Consider the following 17226-nt stretch of genomic DNA (forward strand, 5'->3'; position numbering starts at 1 on the left):
CACCCGCCCAGAGCACGAGGCGCGGATTGCCGCGCTGATGGCTCGCATGACGATCGAGGAAAAGGTCGGCCAGTTGGTGCAGGCCGATCTGTGCTGCGTCACGCCTGATGACTTCCGGACATACAAGCTCGGCTCGTTGCTCGTCGGCGGAAATAGTGGCCCAAACGGCAACGACTTGTCCCCCGCGCCCGATTGGCTGAAGGCCGCGGACGATTTCTACCTCGCCTCGGTCGACACGTCGGACGGTGGGGTGGGCATCCCGATGATCTGGGGCATCGACGCGGTCCACGGCCACTCCAACATCATTGGCGCGACGATCTTCCCGCACAATATCGGGCTTGGCGCGATGCGCGATCCGGCGCTGATCGAGCGGATCGGCGCGATCACGGCCAAGGAGATCCGGGTCACCGGGCAGGAATGGACCTTTGCGCCCACCGTCGCCGTGCCGCAGGATTTCCGCTGGGGCCGCGCTTACGAGGGCTATTCCTCCGATCCCGAAATTGTCGCGTCCTATGTCGGCGCGATGGTGCGCGGGTTGCAGGGGCCGCCCGCAGGCGACAATCTGCTGGCCGGACCTTACGTGATCGCTTCGACCAAGCATTTCCTCGCCGACGGCGGCACCGATAACGGCGTCGATCAGGGCGACAGTTCGGTCAGCGAGGAGGCTTTGCGCGACATTCACGGCAAACCCTATGGCCCGGCGATTGCCGAGGGCGTTTCTACCGTGATGGTCAGCTTCTCCAGCTGGCAGGGCGTCAAGATGACCGGCAACCGTTCGCTGATCACCGGCGTTCTCAAAGAGCGGATGGATTTCGGCGGTTTCGTCGTTTCCGACTGGAACGCCCATGGGCAGGTTGCGGGCTGCACCAACGAAGCCTGCCCGCAGGCGCTGCTGGCGGGCCTCGACATGTATATGGCGCCCGATACGTGGAAGCCGATTTACGATGATCTGCTGGCGCGGGCAAAGTCCGGTGCGATCCCGATCGCGCGGATCGACGATGCCGTGGCGCGGATTCTGCGGGTCAAGGCGCGGCTCGGGCTGTTTGACGCGGGCAAGCCGTCCGACCGCCCCTATTCCGGCCAATACGAGCTGCTCGGCGCGCCCGAACACCGTGCGGTTGCGCGCGAGGCGGTGCGCAAGTCACTGGTGCTGCTCAAGAACCAGGGCGTGCTCCCGCTCGCTCCGGGCAAGCGGCTGCTGGTTGCGGGCGACGGGGCCGATGACATCGCGCGGCAGGCCGGTGGCTGGACGCTCACCTGGCAAGGCACCGGGATCGATAACCGCCACTTCCCCGGCGCAACCTCGGTGTGGGGCGGATTGAAGCAAGCGGTTGAGGCCGGCGGCGGCAGCGCCGTGCTCTCACCCGACGGCAGCTACACCGAAAAGCCCGATGCCGCCGTGGTGGTGTTCGGCGAGACGCCCTATGCAGAGTTTCAGGGCGACCGGGCGGCCTTGGTGCTCGATCCGCAACTGACCGCACCTTACGCGACGATGCGCAAATTGCAGGCCGAGGGTATTCCGGTGATCGCCGTCATGATCACCGGGCGGCCGCTTTATGTGAACCCCGCGCTCAACACCGCTGACGCTTTCGTGGTCGCATGGCTGCCGGGTAGCGAGGGCGGCGGGGTGGCCGATGTGCTGGTGGCTGATAGCGCGGGCAAGCCGCGGTTCGATTTCACCGGCACTCTGCCTGCCGCATGGCCCCGCACCACGCTGCTGAGCGAAGGCGCGCTGTTCCCACTCGGCTTCGGTCTCACTTACAGCGCGAAGGCGGGCGACTGGACGGTGCTGCCCGAACTCGACACCCAAAGCCTAACGGGCGACAGCCGCGTGTGGTTCAACGCGGGCACCCCGGCGGCGCGCTGGTCACTGATGCTTACCGGCACCGACGGCGAAGTCGAAACCCGCGTCACCACCCTCCCCGCCGAGGCGCTGGGCGGACGGATGCGGGTGACGGCTGAGAACTACAAGGTGCAGGAAGGCGCCAAGCGCTTTGCGATCACGGGTGGGAATGCGAGCGTGCAGCTCGGCAATCTCGATGGGGTCGATGTCGCGCGCGAAGCCAATGGCGATGTCATGCTGCTGGTGACGCTGCGCAGCTGGCACGCACCCGCCAAGGCAAGGATCGGTGCGACCGGCCCCGGCAGCCGCGGATTTGCCGAGATCGCTCTGCCGGTCAGTGGTGACTACGTCCGCTATGGCATCCCGCTCAAATGCCTGCGCGACAAGGGTGCGGACGTTGCAAAGCTGACCCGTCCCTTCGTGCTGGAAACCGAGGGCAAGGCCGATTTCGCCATCGCCGAAGTGCGGTTGGGGAGCGATGCGGAAGCGGTATTGCTGTGCCGCTGACGCGCTAGCGGTATCGGGCTGGGGAACAAGCAAGCAAGCCGAAAAGGCTGCATCAAGGGAGAGACCAATGAAACGCTTTGCTTTGGCATCGGCATTGAGCGTCGCGGCGCTTGGGCTGGCATCCGCCACGCTGGCGCAGGCCCCGCAATCACCGGCGCCTGTCACCAAGCCCCTGCCGGTCGGCACCTGCATCAACATGGGCAACACGCTGGAACCGATGACCGAAGGCGCATGGGGGGGCGCTCCGGCGCGCAAGGCAGATTTCGAGCGGATCGCCGCGGCCGGTTTCGACACCGTCCGCATCCCGGTGCGCTGGCACAACAAGTCCAGCGACAAGCCGCCTTACACGGTCGATCCCAAGTGGATGGACCGGGTGCAGCAAATCGTCGACTGGGCGCTGGAGGCAAAGCTCAACGTCATCCTCAACAGCCACCACTTTGACCCGATCCATGACGATCCGCTCGCCGTGGCCGCATGGCATGGCGGGGTCTGGAAGCAGATCGCCGCGCGGTTTGCGGGCTATCCCGAAGCCACCTTGTGGTTCGAACTCGAGAACGAGCCGCACAAGAACTTCAACCACAGCAATCTGCTCGCCACCCTCGCCCCGGCGCTGAAGGAAGTGCGCGCGCTGCACCCGACCCGCGCGGTGATTATCGGCGGGGAGAACTGGAGCGGGATCAAGTCACTCGAAACGCTGCCGCTGCCCGAAGACCCGAACATCCACCCGACGTTCCACTACTATGATCCGTTCACCTATACCCATCAGGGGGCGGAGTGGACCAAGCCCGATATGCCGCCGGTGGGCCGCGTGTTCCCGACGACGCAGGATGCCGCCCAGCTCGCCCGCGATGTGGCCGCGATCCAGACCTACATTGCCCGCACCGGCAAGACGCCATTCATGGGCGAAGTCGGCGCTTACGATGCGCACATTCCGTTGGCCGACCGGGTGAAGTATCACCGCATGATCACCGATGCCTTTGCCCCCACCGGGATCGGCGTGTGCATGTGGGCCTACACCAACACCTTCCCGTTCTATGATCAGAACCAGCGCAAATGGCTGCCGGGAATGCTGGGTGCGGTGGGCCTGAAGGAACAGAACTGAAGGATGAGGAGCCTTAAGGTTATGAACCCTACGTCGATCACCCTTACCGCAGGCGCAGCCCTGCTGGCTTTGGCCTTGCCTGCCCTGGCCCAGCTCCCGCCAGAACTCGCCGCGTTTGACGAACAGGTGCCGGGCGACCTCATCAACGATCCGACCCGGATCGATTGGGCGAGCTATGGCGAGAGCTTCGAGACCAGCGGGCGGCAGGCGGCCGACATTCCCGGCGGCGGCGCGGCGCGGGTATTCGACATCAAGGCCAAGGGCGCGTTTCCCTACACCGTCGCCACCAACGTGCCGCTGCTCTCCGAGATCAGCGCGGGCGATCAGGTCACGGTGGGCTTCTACGCCCGCAGCGTCAGCACCGAAAGGTCGGACGGCAAGGGGATCATCGGCGTGCGCTTTCAGGAAAACGCCGCGCCCTATGGCGGGTTTGGCGACACCAACGTGCTCGTCGGCTCGGACTGGGAATGGTACGAGGTGAGCGCGCGTGCCGACAAGCGCATCCGCAAGGCCGATGCCATTGTCGCGCTGCAGTTGGCAGGTGCGCGGCAGCAGATCGAGATCGGCCAAACGATCGTGGTAAAGGGGTCGCCCACCATCGTTGCCAAGCAGGTCGCCGCCGCCGCGTCGCAGCCGAGCCTGAAAGACCCGGCCAGCATCGAAATGCCCGATTCCCTGCGCAGCGCCGGGCAGTTGATCAATGATCCGATCAACCGCGCCTGGGCTCATGGCGGTACAGGCGGGACTTGGCAGGGGCTCGATATCCCCGAAATCTGGCTCCAGAAAGCCACCCGCTTCACCACCACGCAGGTCGGCGAAAACCGCTGGGATCTCACCACCGCGCTCCCGATCATTCCCGAGGTCAAGGAGGGCGATCAGTTCGTAGTCGCCGTGGTCGCGCGCACAATCAGCGCGCAGACCGATGACGGCAAGGGTTTGATCTATGCCCGGATGCAGAGCAGCACCCCGCCTTACGAAGGCTTCGGCGACAAGGTCTTCAAGATCGGCGACCGCTGGCAGATGGTGAACCTGCCCTTCACCGCCTCACGCGGGTTTGGTGCCGGGGATGCGACGATCACGCTCCATTTTGCAGGCGCTGTGCAATCGGTCGAGATCGGGCCGGTCTATGTCTTCAAGACCAACTGACCCTGCCCGCTAACCCGGCGAGAAGGCATAGGGGCCGACCACCAGTCCAGTGAACAGCCCGGCATGGACCGAGGCGAGCGGCTCGACATTGATCGGGCCGCCGACGGCCTGCCATGCATTCTCTCCCGCCGCGCGCCAGTATACCCGCGCGCTGCCGCCATCGAGCGCGAGCTTGAGTTCGATCGGCGCGTCGGTGGTCAGCGGTTGTTCGGCGACGATCTCCCCGCTGCTGCCCTGCTCGGCCGAAGTGCGCAGCCGCACCACCAATCGCCCCCGCTCCTTGCCCGCGGCGAGGAAATGGGTCTCGTCCATGAAGGCGAGCAGCCCGGCAAAATCGCCGCTGCGTTCGGGCGTGAAGGCGAGGCGGGTGGTAAATTCGGCCTTATGATGCCGCAGGCGGCGTCCGACGAACGCGGGCTTGCCGAGGCTGCCCGCCGCCGCTGGCCCGGCGATCATCCGCAACTCCCCCGCCGCGATGGCGAATTGCGAGGTCTGGCCCGGTGTGCGCAGGCCGATCCATTCATCGGAAAGAGCGGCATCGAATTCATCGCGCCAGCTTGTCCAGGCGGACGCGGGCGATGCGGGCAGGTCCGGCTTGTTCAGCACCAGCGGCACCGCCGCCTGCGTGTCGAGAAAGCGCGGCCAGCCGTCCACCCACTTCAGCGGCAGCAGGAACGTCTCGCGCCCCATCAGCGTCGATTGCCCGTCGAAGGGACGCGTAGCGAGGAACACCCCCCACCACGATCCGTCATCCAGCTGCACGATGTCAGCATGGCCGGTGGCCTCGACCCGGTCAGGCCGGCCAGCGGGCAGATCGCGCTGGGTCAGGATCGGGTTGAACGGTCCGGGGGTGTAAGGCCCCGTCACCTTGGGCGCGCGGTAGATCGTCTGCGAATGCTGGTCCGCCGTGCCGCCCTCGGCCGTGAGCAGATAGTACCATGCGCCGATCTGGTAGATATGCGGCCCTTCGGCCCAGATCGGCTTGGTGCTGGGGTCGACACCGCCATCCACCAGCAAGGTGCGTCCCGGCAGCACTTTCATCGCCGCCGGATCGAACTCTTGCAGCCACAACGCTCGGTGGCCTTCATATTTCGGCTCACCCGGAGGCGCGTCGTTGTAGACGATCCACGCCTTGCCATCCGCATCGAAGAACAGCGAGGGATCGATGCCGCCGAAATCGAGCCACGCCGGATCGCTCCACGGGCCGGCTGGATCGGTGGCAGTGATGACGAAATTGCCGCCGCATTCGATGCAGGTGTTGACGATCCAGAACTTGCCGCCGTGATATGTGATCGCCGGGGCAAACAGCCCGCGATTGGTGCCAAGCCCGCTGAAATCGAGCTGAGTCGGGCGGTCGATGGCATTGCCGATGATCCGCCAGTTGACCAGATCGGTGCTGTGCAGGATCGGCAGGCCGGGAAACCAGCTGAAGGTCGAAGTGACGGCATAGAAATCGTCGCCGACCCGCACGATCGACGGATCGGGGTGGAAACCGGGCAACACCGGATTGCGGAACGCGTCGTCAGGAACAGGCGCTTCGGCCGCGGTCGATTCGTAGGCGAGATAGCCGAAGGCGGCGGTCACATCACGCGCCGCGGCGGCCTCAGCCGTCACCATCAGCGCGAGCGCGCTCACCAGTCCGGTCATCTTGCGTTTCATCCCAATCTCTCCCGATTATCGCTTGCTTTGGGGGCTTGTCGGCCCGTGATTGCGGTTCTATGGTAGCGCTATCAATCAGGAGGGCAAGAGCCAGCAATGGCCGAAAGGATACTGGAAAGTCTGCCGGCGGATTACCGCCAGGGCCATTTCATCGGCCGGGCGCAATCGCCCGACGGGCCGTGCGTTATCGCCATCGAAGGCGGCATGATCCATGATTTGACCAGCATCGCCAGCACTGTCTCTGGTGCCATCGCGCGGCGCAGCTTCAGCGGCGGCACAGTGATCGGCCCGGTCGAGGACGGTTTGCCCGCAGGCTGGCACCTGCTCACACCCATCGACCTGCAATGCATCAAGGCCAGCGGCGTCACCTTTGCAGTCTCGGCCATCGAGCGCGTAATCGAAGAACGCGCCCGCGGCGATGCCAATGAAGCCGCCGCGATCCGCGCGCAGCTTGAGGACAAGGTCGGCGCCGGAATCCGCGCCGTCGTCCCGGGCAGCGAGGCTGCGGCGCAATTGAAGACCGTGCTGATTGAAGAAGGCATGTGGTCGCAATATCTCGAAGTCGCGATCGGCCCGGATGCGGAGATCTTCTCCAAGGCGCCGGTGCTGTCGGCCGTGGGCACGGGCGCGATGGTCGGGGTGCGATCGGATTCGCACTGGAATAATCCCGAGCCTGAAGTCGTGCTGGTCTGCGATGCGCATGGCGCAGTGATTGGCGCGACCCTTGGCAATGACGTCAACCTGCGCGATTTCGAAGGCCGCTCTGCCCTGCTGCTGTCCAAAGCGAAGGACAACACTGCCAGCTGCGCGATTGGCCCCTTTATCCGCCTGTTTGACGGCGGTTTTACGATCGATGATGTGCGCAGCGCCGATGTCGAACTCACTATCGACGGCCCCGAGGGTTACCGCCTCGAAGGCCGCAACGACATGAGCCAGATCAGCCGCGATCCGCTTGATCTGGTGGCGCAGTGCCTGTCGGAGCATCACTACCCCGATGGCTTCGTCCTGTTCTGCGGGACGCTGTTCGCGCCGACGCAGGACCGCGACACGCCGGGGACGGGTTTCACGCACAAGGTGGGCGATGTGGTGACGATCCGTTCGCACCGGCTCGGCACTTTGACCAACACCGTCACAACCTCGCGCGATGCTCCGGCATGGACGATGGGGATCGGCGGTTTCGTTAGCAACCTTGCCGCACGCGGTCTCATCGACCGCATCTGACGGCACGACACGATTTGACAAGGCGCGCCGGTTAGGGATCATCCGCCGCGTCACTGAGGGATGGGGACAAGTTTTGGACGCGCATTCGAGCAGCGCTGGCGTGCACAGCGCGATCTACCCGAGCCTTACCGGGCGCAAGGTGATCGTCAGCGGTGGCGGCTCCGGCATTGGTGAGGCGGTGGTGGAAGCCTTCGCCCGGCAAGGCGCGGCCGTCGCCTTTGTCGACATTCAGGAAAGCCCGAGCGAACAGCTCATCCGGCGGCTTGCGGATGTCGAAATCCCGCCGCATTTCCTGCGCTGCGACATCACCGATTGCGCCGATTACGGGCACAAGATCGAAAAGCTGATCGCCAAGCTCGGCGGCTGTGACGTGCTGATCAACAACGCGGCGAGCGATGATCGCCATGCGCTCGATGATGTCACCCCGGCCTATTGGGACGAGCGGATGGCGGTGAACCTCAAGCACCAGTTCTTCGCCGCCAAAGCCGTGCTCCCCGCGATGCGGGCGGCTGGCGGAGGGTCGATCGTCAATATGGGCTCGATCAGCTGGCATCTGGGGCTCAAGGATCTGGTGATCTACCAGACCGCCAAGGCCGCGATTGAAGGCCTGACCCGCAGCTTGGCGCGCGAGCTGGGACGCGACAACATCCGGGTCAACACGATCATCCCCGGCAACGTCCAGACCCCGCGCCAGATGCAGTGGTATTCGCCCGAAGGTGAGGCAGAAATCGTTGCGGCCCAATGCCTTGACGGCCGCATTCAGCCCGTCGATATTGCCGCGATGGCTCTCTTCCTCGCCTCGGACGATGCGCGTTATTGCACCGCGCACAATTACTGGGTCGATGCCGGATGGAGATGAGCCTGCCGGTCACCGCCGTGCTCGCCGCCGACACCTTGCTGGGTGAAGGCGTGCTGTGGGATGCAGAGCGGGCGATCGTGTGGTTCGTCGATATCAAGCGCAAGCGGTTGTGGCACCTTGACCCGGCCACCGGCAGCAACGGCTTTACCGAAGCGCCCGAACAGATCGGCTGGGCGATCCCTGCGGATGGGGGCGGATTGCTATGCGGATTGAAGGACGGGCTCTACATTTTCGCGCCGGAATCTCAAGCTTTCACAAGGCTTTGCGCGGTTTCGGGAGAGCCTGCCACCAACCGGCTCAATGATGCTTGCACCGATCCCTGGGGGCGGGTCTGGTTCGGGTCGATGGATGATGCCGAGGGGGCAAAGTCGGGCCGGTTCTATGTTTTCGGCCGGGGCGAGGTCCGTCCTGCCGGGCCGAGCGGGATCGCGATCACCAATGGCCCGGCCGTCAATGCGCAGGGGGACCGGATCTACTTCACCGATACCCTCGCCCAGAAGATCATGGTCGCCGACCTTTCGCCCGCCGGTGTAGGTGAGGCACGGGTCTTCGCCGATACCGGGGCGCACTTCCCTACCGCCTACCCCGATGGCCCGGTGGTCGACGCCGAGGATCATGTCTGGACCGGGCTCTATCTTGGCAGCTGCGTCGCCCGCTTTTCGCCCGATGGCACGCTGGTCGCCACCATTCCGATGCCCGCCCGCGACATCACCAAGATGGCGTTCGGCGGGACAGACTGCAAAACGGGTTTCGTCACTTCCGCGACCAAGAATATGTCCCAACAGGACATGGCGGAGAGGCCGCTCGCCGGAAGCCTGTTTGCCTTCGCCGCGCCCGTTGCCGGGTTTGCGCAAACCCGTGCGAGGCTCACCTGATGCTTCGCCTTTTCAAGGTCTTGCCGGTCACTCTTGCGACCCTCTGGTCCGCCGCAGCCCTTTCCAACCCTGTGCTGGACGCCGGATTTGGTGACAACATGGTGCTGCAATCCGGCGCGCCGCTGACGCTCTCCGGGCGGGCAAAACCGGCAACAACCGTGACACTACGTCTCGATGACCGCGCAACCACTGCGGAATCCGACGCCAACGGCGCCTTTTTGGCCACCTTGCCCGCGCAATCCAACTCCGCCGCGCCGCACACCCTGACGATCAGCGATTCCTCAGGCTCAACAACCTATCGTAACATCCTGATCGGCCATGTTTTTCTGTGTGGCGGCCAATCCAACATGGAGCTTTCGGTCGATCGGGCGCTCGATGTCTACAACCAGCTGCGCCTTGCCGCCGATGATGGCATCCGGCTGCTGATGATTCCGAAGGCGACCGCGCCTTTGCCGCTCGCGCAATTCGCCAGCCCGGTCGTTTGGACGCCGGCGACCAGCGAAACGGTCGCGCCCTTTTCCGCCGCCTGCTTCTACATGGCCAAGGCGCTGCGGAAGAAAGACCCCGCAACGCCCATCGGCCTCATCCATTCGAACTGGGGCGGCAGCGCCGCGCGGGCGTGGTACGATCCGCAAGGCGCGCGCGAACGCCACGGACAGGCCGCGCTCGATCAGCTCGCCCTCTACGCCCGCGATCCCTATGCCGCCGCCCAGGCCTTCGTGCCGCAGTGGTTCGACTGGTGGCGGTCGCAAGACAACGGGCGTGAGCCGTGGAAAAATCCCGCGCTGCTCGACTGGAAGCCGATCCCGCAATTTTCGTTCTGGAACGAGTGGAAGGGCACTGGGCTCGACACCAACCCGCGCGCCAATGTGTGGCTGCGCCAGACCATCACGCTGACCGCCGCACAGGCCAAGGGTGACGGCAGCCTCGCCATCGGCGCGATCGACGATCTCGACCTGACCTTCGTCAACGGCCACCCGATCGGCTACACTTTCGGCTGGGGGGTGGAGCGCACCTACCGTGTGCCGGCCAAGCACCTGAAGCCGGGCGAAAACACCATCCTGATTGCGGCCAACAATATGTGGGACACCGGCGGCTTTTTCGCCGGGCCGGAGCGGCTGCACTTCACCGCCGCCAATGGTGAGCGCGTGCCGCTGGGCGCGGATTGGGACTATGCGACCACCAGCGTCACCGATGTCCCGCCCCGCGCGCCGTGGGATGCCAATGCGGGGATCGGGGTGATGCACAACGCAATGATCGCGCCGCTCGGTGCGATGACGCTTGCGGGCGTGGCGTGGTATCAGGGCGAATCCGATGCGGGCCAACCCGCCTATGATGCCAAGCTTGCCAGCCTGTTTGCCGGATGGCGCCGCCAGTTCGGCCCGCAGACCCGGATGCTGGTGGTGCAATTGGCCGATTGGGGCGAGCGCCGCCCTGCTCCGGCCGAATCCGGCTGGGGCCAGCTGCGCGACGAACAGCGCCGCGCTGTCGCCGCCGATGCCAATGCCGCACTCGTCACCGCGATCGACATTGGCGAGCCGACCGACATCCATCCCGCCAACAAGAACGATCTGGGCAAGCGGCTGGCCGAAGCCTTCAATGGCCGCACGCTGCCGATGCCCGAACGCGCGGTGCGCGAAGGCACGAATGTCACCGTCAGCTTCACCGGGATCGCCGGCGCATTGCAGGCACAGGGCGGGCCCTACCCGCTCGGCGTCGAACTGTGCGAGCCCAACCCCGGCACCTGCCGCTTTGCGCTGGCCAGCCTTGATGGCAGCCGCATGGTGATCGCGGTGCCGCAGGGCATGACGCCCACCCGCGTGCGCTATGCCTGGGCCGATGCGCCAGTGGTCAATCTGGTCGATGGCGAAGGGATGCCCGTCCCCGGCTTCGGCCTCGATATCGCGCCGTGAGGCTGACCCGCCGTGAGGCCGTCGCCGGAGCGGCGGGGGCGCTGGCGCTGGGCAGCATCCCGGCGCGGGGCGAGAGCAGTGCGCCCGGCTTCGTCACCCGTGAAGGCACGCAGCTTGTCCGGGCCAACGCGCCTTACCGGATCACCGGCGCGAACCTGTGGTATGCCGCATGGCTGGGCGCGGACGCGGCCTATGGCAACCGCGCGCGGCTGATCCGCGAGCTTGACCGGCTGCACGCGCTCGGCATCAACAATCTCAGGATCATGGCGGCGGCCGAGGAAGGCCCGCTGAAGAATGCGATCACGCCCGGCTTCACCCGCCGCGATGGCAGCGCCAATCCGGTGCTGTTCGCAGGTCTCGACTTCGCGCTGGCACAGATCGCAAAGCGCGGGATGACCGCGGTGCTGGTGCTGTCGAACTTCTGGGAATGGTCGGGCGGCTTGCAGACCCTGCTCTACCGCACCACCGGCACTTACATCGACATGGGCGATCCGGCGCATCCGTGGCCCGCCTTTGCCGATGCCACCGCCGCCGTCTATGCCAACCGGGACGCCGTCGCGCTGTACCGCAAGCATATCCGCAGCCTGCTGGCCCGCCGCAACACCGTGACCGGCATCGCCTATGCGCAAGACCCGGCGATCATGAGCTGGCAGCTCGCCAATGAACCGCGTCCGGGCGGGAGCAAGGCCGCGATTGCCGCGAACCGCGCGGCCTATCTGGCGTGGATTGCCGAGACTGCCGCGCTGATCCGTGCGGGTGCGCCGCGGCATCTGGTGAGCCTCGGGCAGGAAGGAACGCAGGCGACCAACGGTGATGCGGAACTGGTCGCCGCTGCGCACCGCGATGTGGACTATGTCACCGTCCATATCTGGCCGCTCAACTGGGGCTGGGTGGCGGGGAGCGATCTGGCCGGCACCTGGCCCGAAGGCCGCCGCAAGGTCGCCGATTACATCGCCGCCCATGTCGCCATTGCCGAGCGCCTCGGCAAGCCGCTGGTGATCGAGGAGTTCGGCTTCCCGCGCGATGGCGAGGCCTATGCGCCGGAGGCCGCGACCACCTTCCGCGAAGCCTATTACGGCGTCATCTACGACGCGGTCGAAGCCAGTTGGCGCAGCGGCGGGGTGATCGCGGGGAGCAACTTCTGGGCGTGGAATGGCGAGGCCCGCGCGGCCCATGCCGATTTCCGCTTTGCCACCGGCGATGCCGCCTATATGGGCGACCCGCCGCACGAGCCGCAGGGCTGGTACGGCGTGTTCGACAGCGACGCCGGGATGCAGGATCGGATCCGCGCCCACGCCGCCCGCGCGCTGACAGACTGATTGCACAAAGGTTTCCCCGGCGATGGCCGAGCTTGTTCTCCAGAGCGGTGCCTGGCACGCGCGGGTGCTGCCGGATGCGGGCGGGCTGATCGCGGCGCTGGCGTATGGCGAAGTGCCGGTGCTGCGGACGATGCCGCCGAGCTCGCGCTCGCCGCTCGATGCTGCGTGTTTTCCGCTGGTGCCGTGGTGCAACCGGATTGCCGAAGGGCGGTTCGATTGGGAGGGGACGGAGGTGGCGCTGGTGCGCAATTTCCTCCCCGAACCTCATGCGATCCACGGCCATGGCTGGCAATCGCCCTGGGCGGTGGAGAGCCACGGCCCCGCCCACTGCACGCTGGTGCATCGCCATGATGGCGCAGCGCCGGGGTGGCCGTGGGCCTATCTGGCGCGCCAGCAGATTGTGCTGAGCGATGCCGGGTGTTCGATCACGCTGTCGCTGACCAATCTGTCAGAGCGGGTGATGCCTGCGGGCCTCGGGCTCCATCCCTACCTGCGCCGCTGCCCGGAAAGCCGGGTGCGGTTTGCGGCGGCAGGTGTGGTGGCAGTCGGCGCCGACCTGATCCCCACGGGCGAGAGCCTGCCGCCTGCCCATTTCGCCGATTTCGCGGTGGGCGCGGGCTTGCCTGCGGGCCTGATTGACCATTGCTTCACCGGCTGGGACGGCACGGCGAGCGTCACCGATGATTGCGGCACAATCACGCTTGTGGCGGAGGTCGCGGGGCTGCTGCATCTCTACGCGCCTGACGATCCCGCAATCCTGTGTCTGGAGCCGGTCAGCCACCTGCCCGATGCCGCCAATGCCGGAGCGATGCCGCTCTGCGCGCCGGGCGAGACGGTGCGCGTCACCCTGCGGATCGGTGTCGCCTAAGGCGCAGGTGCGGTCACGCCCGCGGCGGTCTGAGTGACGGGGCGCATCAGCCCTTCATCGTCATAGCGCAGGTGCTCCACCGTCACCGCCCGCCGCCCGAGCGCGCCTTTCCGCTTCCCAATGGTCAGCGCGGCGTTGTGGAGAAAGAGATACCACTGGCCTTTGAATTCGGCGATGCCGGGGTGGATGGTGAAGCTGCCCTCCCCCGATCCGGTCAGCTCGCCGCGGTAGGTCCACGGCCCATCCAGCGCGGTCGCCGTAGCATAGGACACCCGTTCGTCGGTATGGGTCGCGCGATCCAGTGAGGCGTAGGTGAGGTAGTAGAGCCCGCCCCGCTGATGCAGCCACGGGCCTTCCTCGAAATGCGGCGGGGTGATCTCGCGGATTGGGCCGTCAATGCTGACCATGTCCGCACCGAGCCTGGCGATATAGCACTGGCGGTTGCCCCACGCGATCCAGGTGGTGCCGTCCGTGTCGGTAAAGACGGTGGGGTCGATGTCCTCCCAGCTGTGCGTGCCCTTGGGGGTCATGTCGTTGCTGATGAGCGCGGCGCCCTTGGCGTCGGTGAAGGGGCCTTCGGGACGGTCTGCAACCGCCACTGCAATCGCCTTGCCGGGCTTGGTCTCATCATGCTCGACCGCCGCGTAGAGCCAGTAACGCCCGCCTTTTGCGATCACCTGCGCGGCCCAGGCGTCCCTGGAGGCCCACGTGAAGTCGGCCACTTTCATGATCGGGCCGTGATAGGTCCACGTCCGCATGTCGGTGGTGGAGTAGGCGAGCCACTCCTTCATATTGAACATCTCGCCCTCACCCGCCTCGTCATGGCCGGTGTAGAGCCACAGGCGGTCGCCGATCACCACCGGCGCGGGGTCGGCGGTGAAGCGGTCGCGGATGATCGGGTTGCTCCCCGGCGCGGGTTCCTCTGCCGCGAGCGGGGTGGCCGCAAGCAGCAGTGTCAGGGCGAGATGGCGCATCAGTGCCGCTCCCCGATCAATGGTTGTGCCGCGGCAGCTTCTTCGCCGTGCCGCGGTACTTGAGCGCAAACTCCATCACCCCGCCTTCCGCCAACTGGCCGGTCTTTTCGCGGTAGAGTTCCTCCCACGGGGTCTGGCTTTCGGTCACCGGCGGACAGGTCTCCTCAGCCAGCCGCCGCGCGATTTCTTCCTCCTCAACCAGCGCATCGCAGCGCCGGGTGTTGAGATCGACGCGGACGATGTCGCCCGTTCGCAGCCACGCCAGCCCGCCGCCAACCGCGCTTTCCGGGCTGACGTTGAGGATCGAGGGGCTGTCGCTGGTCCCCGATTGCCGCCCGTCGCCCAGCGTCGGCAACCATTGCTTGCCCGCGCGGATCATCGCATCGGGCGGCTGCATATTCACGACCTCCGCGCTGCCCGGCCAGCCGACCACGCCCGAGCCGCGGATCACCAGAATGCAATCCTCGTCGATATTGAGCGCCGGGTCGTTGATGCGGTGGTGGTAATCGTCCGACCCGTCGAACACGATCGCGCGGGCTTCGAACACGCCTTCCCTGCCGGGTCGCGAGAGGTAGCGCGCGCGGAACGCCTCGGAGATCACCGAGGTCTTCATGATCGCAAAGTCGAACAGATTGCCCGACAGCACCATGAACCCCGCCCGGTCGATCAGCGGATCGGCGAAGGGCCGGATCATTTCGCGATCGTGGCTTTCCGCGCCCGACAGGTTTTCGGCCATCGTCCGGCCGGTGCAGGTGAGGCAGTCGCCATGTAGCTTGCCCGCCTGCATCAGCTCCCACAAGGCCGCCGGAACCCCGCCCGCGCGGTGGAAGCGCTCGCCCAGATATTGGCCCGCAGGCTGCATGTTCACCAGCAGCGGCAGGTCATAGCCGTGCTTCTGCCAGATATCGGTTTCGAGGCTCACGCCCGCGTGTGCGGCCATCGCCATGATATGCGGCTGCGCGTTGGACGATCCGCCGATCACGCTGACGGCGGCAATCGCGTTTTCGAACGCCTTGCGGGTGAGAATGTCGGACGGCTTCAGGTCTTCCCGCACCATCTCGACAATCCGCCGCCCGGTGCGATAGGCCATCTGCCCGCGTTCGCGATACGGCGCAGGGATCGCCGCGCAGCCGGTGAGCGAGATTCCGAGTGCCTCGGCCACCGCATTCATCGTGCTCGCCGTGCCCATCGAATTGCAGTGCCCGGCAGAGGGCGCGCTGTCGGTCGCGCGGCGCAGGAACTCGTCCTCGTCGATCTCGCCCGCCGCCAGCTTGCGGCGGCTGCGCCAGATGACGGTGCCAGAGCCGACCAGCTCACCTTCATGCCAGCCATCAAGCATCGGCCCGCCTGACAGAACGATAGCGGGAATATCGACCGTGCTTGCCGCCATGATCTGGCTCGGCGTGGTCTTGTCGCAGCCGGTGGTCAGCACCACGCCATCGATCGGATAACCGTTCAAGAGCTCGACCAGCCCGAGATAGAGCAGATTGCGATCCAGCGCCGCTGTCGGCCTGCGGCAGTTCTCGAAGATCGGGTGGACGGGAAATTCGATCGGGATGCCGCCTGCATCACGGATGCCATCGCGGGTGCGCTTCGCCAGATCGATATGGATGCGGTTGCAGGGGGAGAGGTCACTGCCGGATTGCGCGATGCCGATGATCGGCTTGCCGCTTTGCAATTCCTCGGGCGTGATCCCGTAATTCATGAATCGCTCGAGGTAGAGCGCCGTCATATCCATACGTTCGCGGTTGTCGAACCAGTCGCGCGAACGCAGACGGCGGGGGGTGGGCATATCGGTCATGGGCTCCCGGGAGGCTTGCTGAAGGATGCGGCAAGGCTGGGCCCTGCATCGGAATTGCGGCGGATGAGCTGGTAGGCGAGCGTCAGCTGCTCGGCCTTGGCGCGGGCGATGCGCGGCTTCTGCTTGTGGACCCGGGCGATCATGGCGACCGCCTCGGCAGTCATTTCGCGGATCGGCTGGCGGATGGTGGTGAGCTCGGGCCAGATCGAGCTGGCAAGCTCGGTATCGTCAAAGCCGCAGACGGTGATGTCACCCGGCACATCGAGATGCCGTCGGTGCGCCATGGCGACCGTGGCGGCGGCCATGTCATCATTGGACGCGAAGATCGCAGTGGGGCGATGGCTGACGTTCAGCAGCTTTTCGGCCGCAACCATGCCCGACCGATAGGTAAACTGGCCCTGTGCGATCAGGCTTTCGTCAATCGCCAGCCCCGCATCCTCCATCGCCGACCGATAGCCGAGCAGACGTCGGCCGCTCGCCACCTGTTCGGGATTGCCGATGATGAAGCCGATGCGTTCATGCCCAAGGCTGATGATATGCCGGGTCATGTCATAGGCGGCCTGGAACTCGTCGATCAGCACCGCGCCATGGCTGCCGGTCGCCCGCCCCGGCCCGACCGCGACCGCGATCCCGCCCGCAGCGCGGATCTGGTCGAGCACGTTCTGATCGTCGCACAGCGGCGGAGGCAGGATGAAGCCTTCGATCCCGCCGTCGAGCAGCTTCTTGATCACCTTCTGCGCTTCGGTGGTGTTCTCGCAGGCCTGCACCACCAGATAGATGTCGCGGCGGCTCGCCTCCTCCAGCGCGCCCATCAGGAATTCGCTGAGGTAGGAGGCGGACGGGTTGTCGAACAATAGCGCGATCCGCAACTGCGATCCCGCCGCCAGCGAGCGCGCCGCGCGGTTGGGGACGTAATTGAGCTTCGCAATCGCGCTCAGGACCTTCTGCTTGGTATCCTCGCGCACGTTCTCCTCGCCATTGATGACGCGGCTGACGGTCATGGGCGAGCACTTCGCTTCGCGAGCGACATCGGTGATGGTCGGGGCGGCATTGCTCCGCCGGGCATTGCGTTTGCGGCCCGGGGCGGTGGTCTCTGCGGTGAGGGATTTGGGGCTGTTCATGGCTGCCGCCATACTGCG

General features: G+C 65.8%; 13 protein-coding genes. 9 read left to right on the forward strand and 4 right to left on the reverse strand.

What is annotated here, in order from left to right; all coding sequences use genetic code 11:
* The 3 genes from GVM20_RS13190 to GVM20_RS13200 form a co-directional block, all read left to right on the forward strand.
* The coding region (locus GVM20_RS13190) for a glycoside hydrolase family 3 protein (protein ID WP_199799606.1) at positions 1 to 2350 on the forward strand (2350 nt) is incomplete at its 5' end.
* Positions 2351 to 2417: 67 nt separating this feature from the next.
* Positions 2418 to 3452, forward strand: coding sequence for a glycoside hydrolase family 5 protein (locus tag GVM20_RS13195; protein ID WP_166547657.1), 1035 nt, complete (start codon positions 2418 to 2420; stop codon positions 3450 to 3452).
* 21 nt (positions 3453 to 3473) lie between these two features.
* Positions 3474 to 4598 carry a hypothetical protein gene (locus tag GVM20_RS13200; protein ID WP_166547658.1) on the forward strand — a complete coding sequence of 375 codons (1125 nt, stop codon included), beginning with the start codon at positions 3474 to 3476 and terminating at the stop codon, positions 4596 to 4598.
* Between the two features lie 9 nt (positions 4599 to 4607).
* Here the strand turns inward: GVM20_RS13200 and GVM20_RS13205 are convergent, their stop codons facing one another.
* Entirely contained in the window at positions 4608 to 6257 is a 1650-nt protein-coding gene (locus tag GVM20_RS13205) for a glycoside hydrolase family 43 protein (protein ID WP_234032011.1), read from the reverse strand.
* 96 nt (positions 6258 to 6353) lie between these two features.
* On the opposite strand from GVM20_RS13205, the gene GVM20_RS13210 reads away from it, so the two are divergent.
* From GVM20_RS13210 to GVM20_RS13235, 6 genes are all read left to right on the forward strand, one after another.
* Entirely contained in the window at positions 6354 to 7478 is a 1125-nt protein-coding gene (locus tag GVM20_RS13210) for a fumarylacetoacetate hydrolase family protein (RefSeq protein ID WP_166547659.1), read from the forward strand.
* Between the two features lie 100 nt (positions 7479 to 7578).
* The gene (xylB, locus tag GVM20_RS13215) at positions 7579 to 8337 is read left to right on the forward strand and encodes a D-xylose 1-dehydrogenase (protein WP_166547690.1); all 759 of its coding nucleotides are present in this window, start codon (positions 7579 to 7581) and stop codon (positions 8335 to 8337) included.
* Positions 8334 to 9212 carry an SMP-30/gluconolactonase/LRE family protein gene (locus tag GVM20_RS13220; protein WP_234032013.1) on the forward strand — a complete coding sequence of 293 codons (879 nt, stop codon included), beginning with the start codon at positions 8334 to 8336 and terminating at the stop codon, positions 9210 to 9212. The genes xylB and GVM20_RS13220 overlap by 4 nt, the downstream gene beginning before the upstream one ends.
* Positions 9212 to 11125, forward strand: coding sequence for a sialate O-acetylesterase (locus tag GVM20_RS13225; protein WP_166547661.1), 1914 nt, complete (start codon positions 9212 to 9214; stop codon positions 11123 to 11125). The genes GVM20_RS13220 and GVM20_RS13225 overlap by 1 nt, the downstream gene beginning before the upstream one ends.
* Positions 11122 to 12444 (forward strand): glycoside hydrolase 5 family protein, encoded by a 1323-nt coding sequence (locus GVM20_RS13230; RefSeq protein ID WP_166547662.1) that lies wholly within the window; start codon positions 11122 to 11124, stop codon positions 12442 to 12444. Before GVM20_RS13225 ends, GVM20_RS13230 begins: the two co-directional genes overlap by 4 nt.
* Positions 12445 to 12466: 22 nt before the next feature.
* A complete protein-coding gene (locus GVM20_RS13235; protein ID WP_166547663.1) occupies positions 12467 to 13312 on the forward strand; it encodes an aldose 1-epimerase in 846 nt (281 codons plus the stop codon).
* Here GVM20_RS13235 and GVM20_RS13240 read toward each other — a convergent pair.
* From GVM20_RS13240 to GVM20_RS13250, 3 genes are read right to left on the reverse strand one after another with little or no spacing between them, the layout of a single operon-like run.
* Positions 13309 to 14286: a family 43 glycosylhydrolase gene (locus GVM20_RS13240; RefSeq protein ID WP_166547664.1), complete on the reverse strand. Its 978-nt coding sequence runs from the start codon at positions 14284 to 14286 to the stop codon at positions 13309 to 13311. The two genes, GVM20_RS13235 and GVM20_RS13240, sit on opposite strands and share 4 nt — an antisense overlap.
* Positions 14287 to 14302: 16 nt before the next feature.
* Complete coding sequence (locus GVM20_RS13245; protein ID WP_199799608.1) at positions 14303 to 16087, reverse strand: IlvD/Edd family dehydratase; 1785 nt, start codon at positions 16085 to 16087, stop codon at positions 14303 to 14305.
* Positions 16084 to 17208, reverse strand: coding sequence for a LacI family DNA-binding transcriptional regulator (locus GVM20_RS13250; protein ID WP_166547665.1), 1125 nt, complete (start codon positions 17206 to 17208; stop codon positions 16084 to 16086). Before GVM20_RS13250 ends, GVM20_RS13245 begins: the two co-directional genes overlap by 4 nt.
* Positions 17209 to 17226: the final 18 nt, after the last annotated feature.

Source organism: Porphyrobacter sp. SLTP, assembly GCF_009905735.1.
Lineage (GTDB): Bacteria > Pseudomonadota > Alphaproteobacteria > Sphingomonadales > Sphingomonadaceae > Erythrobacter.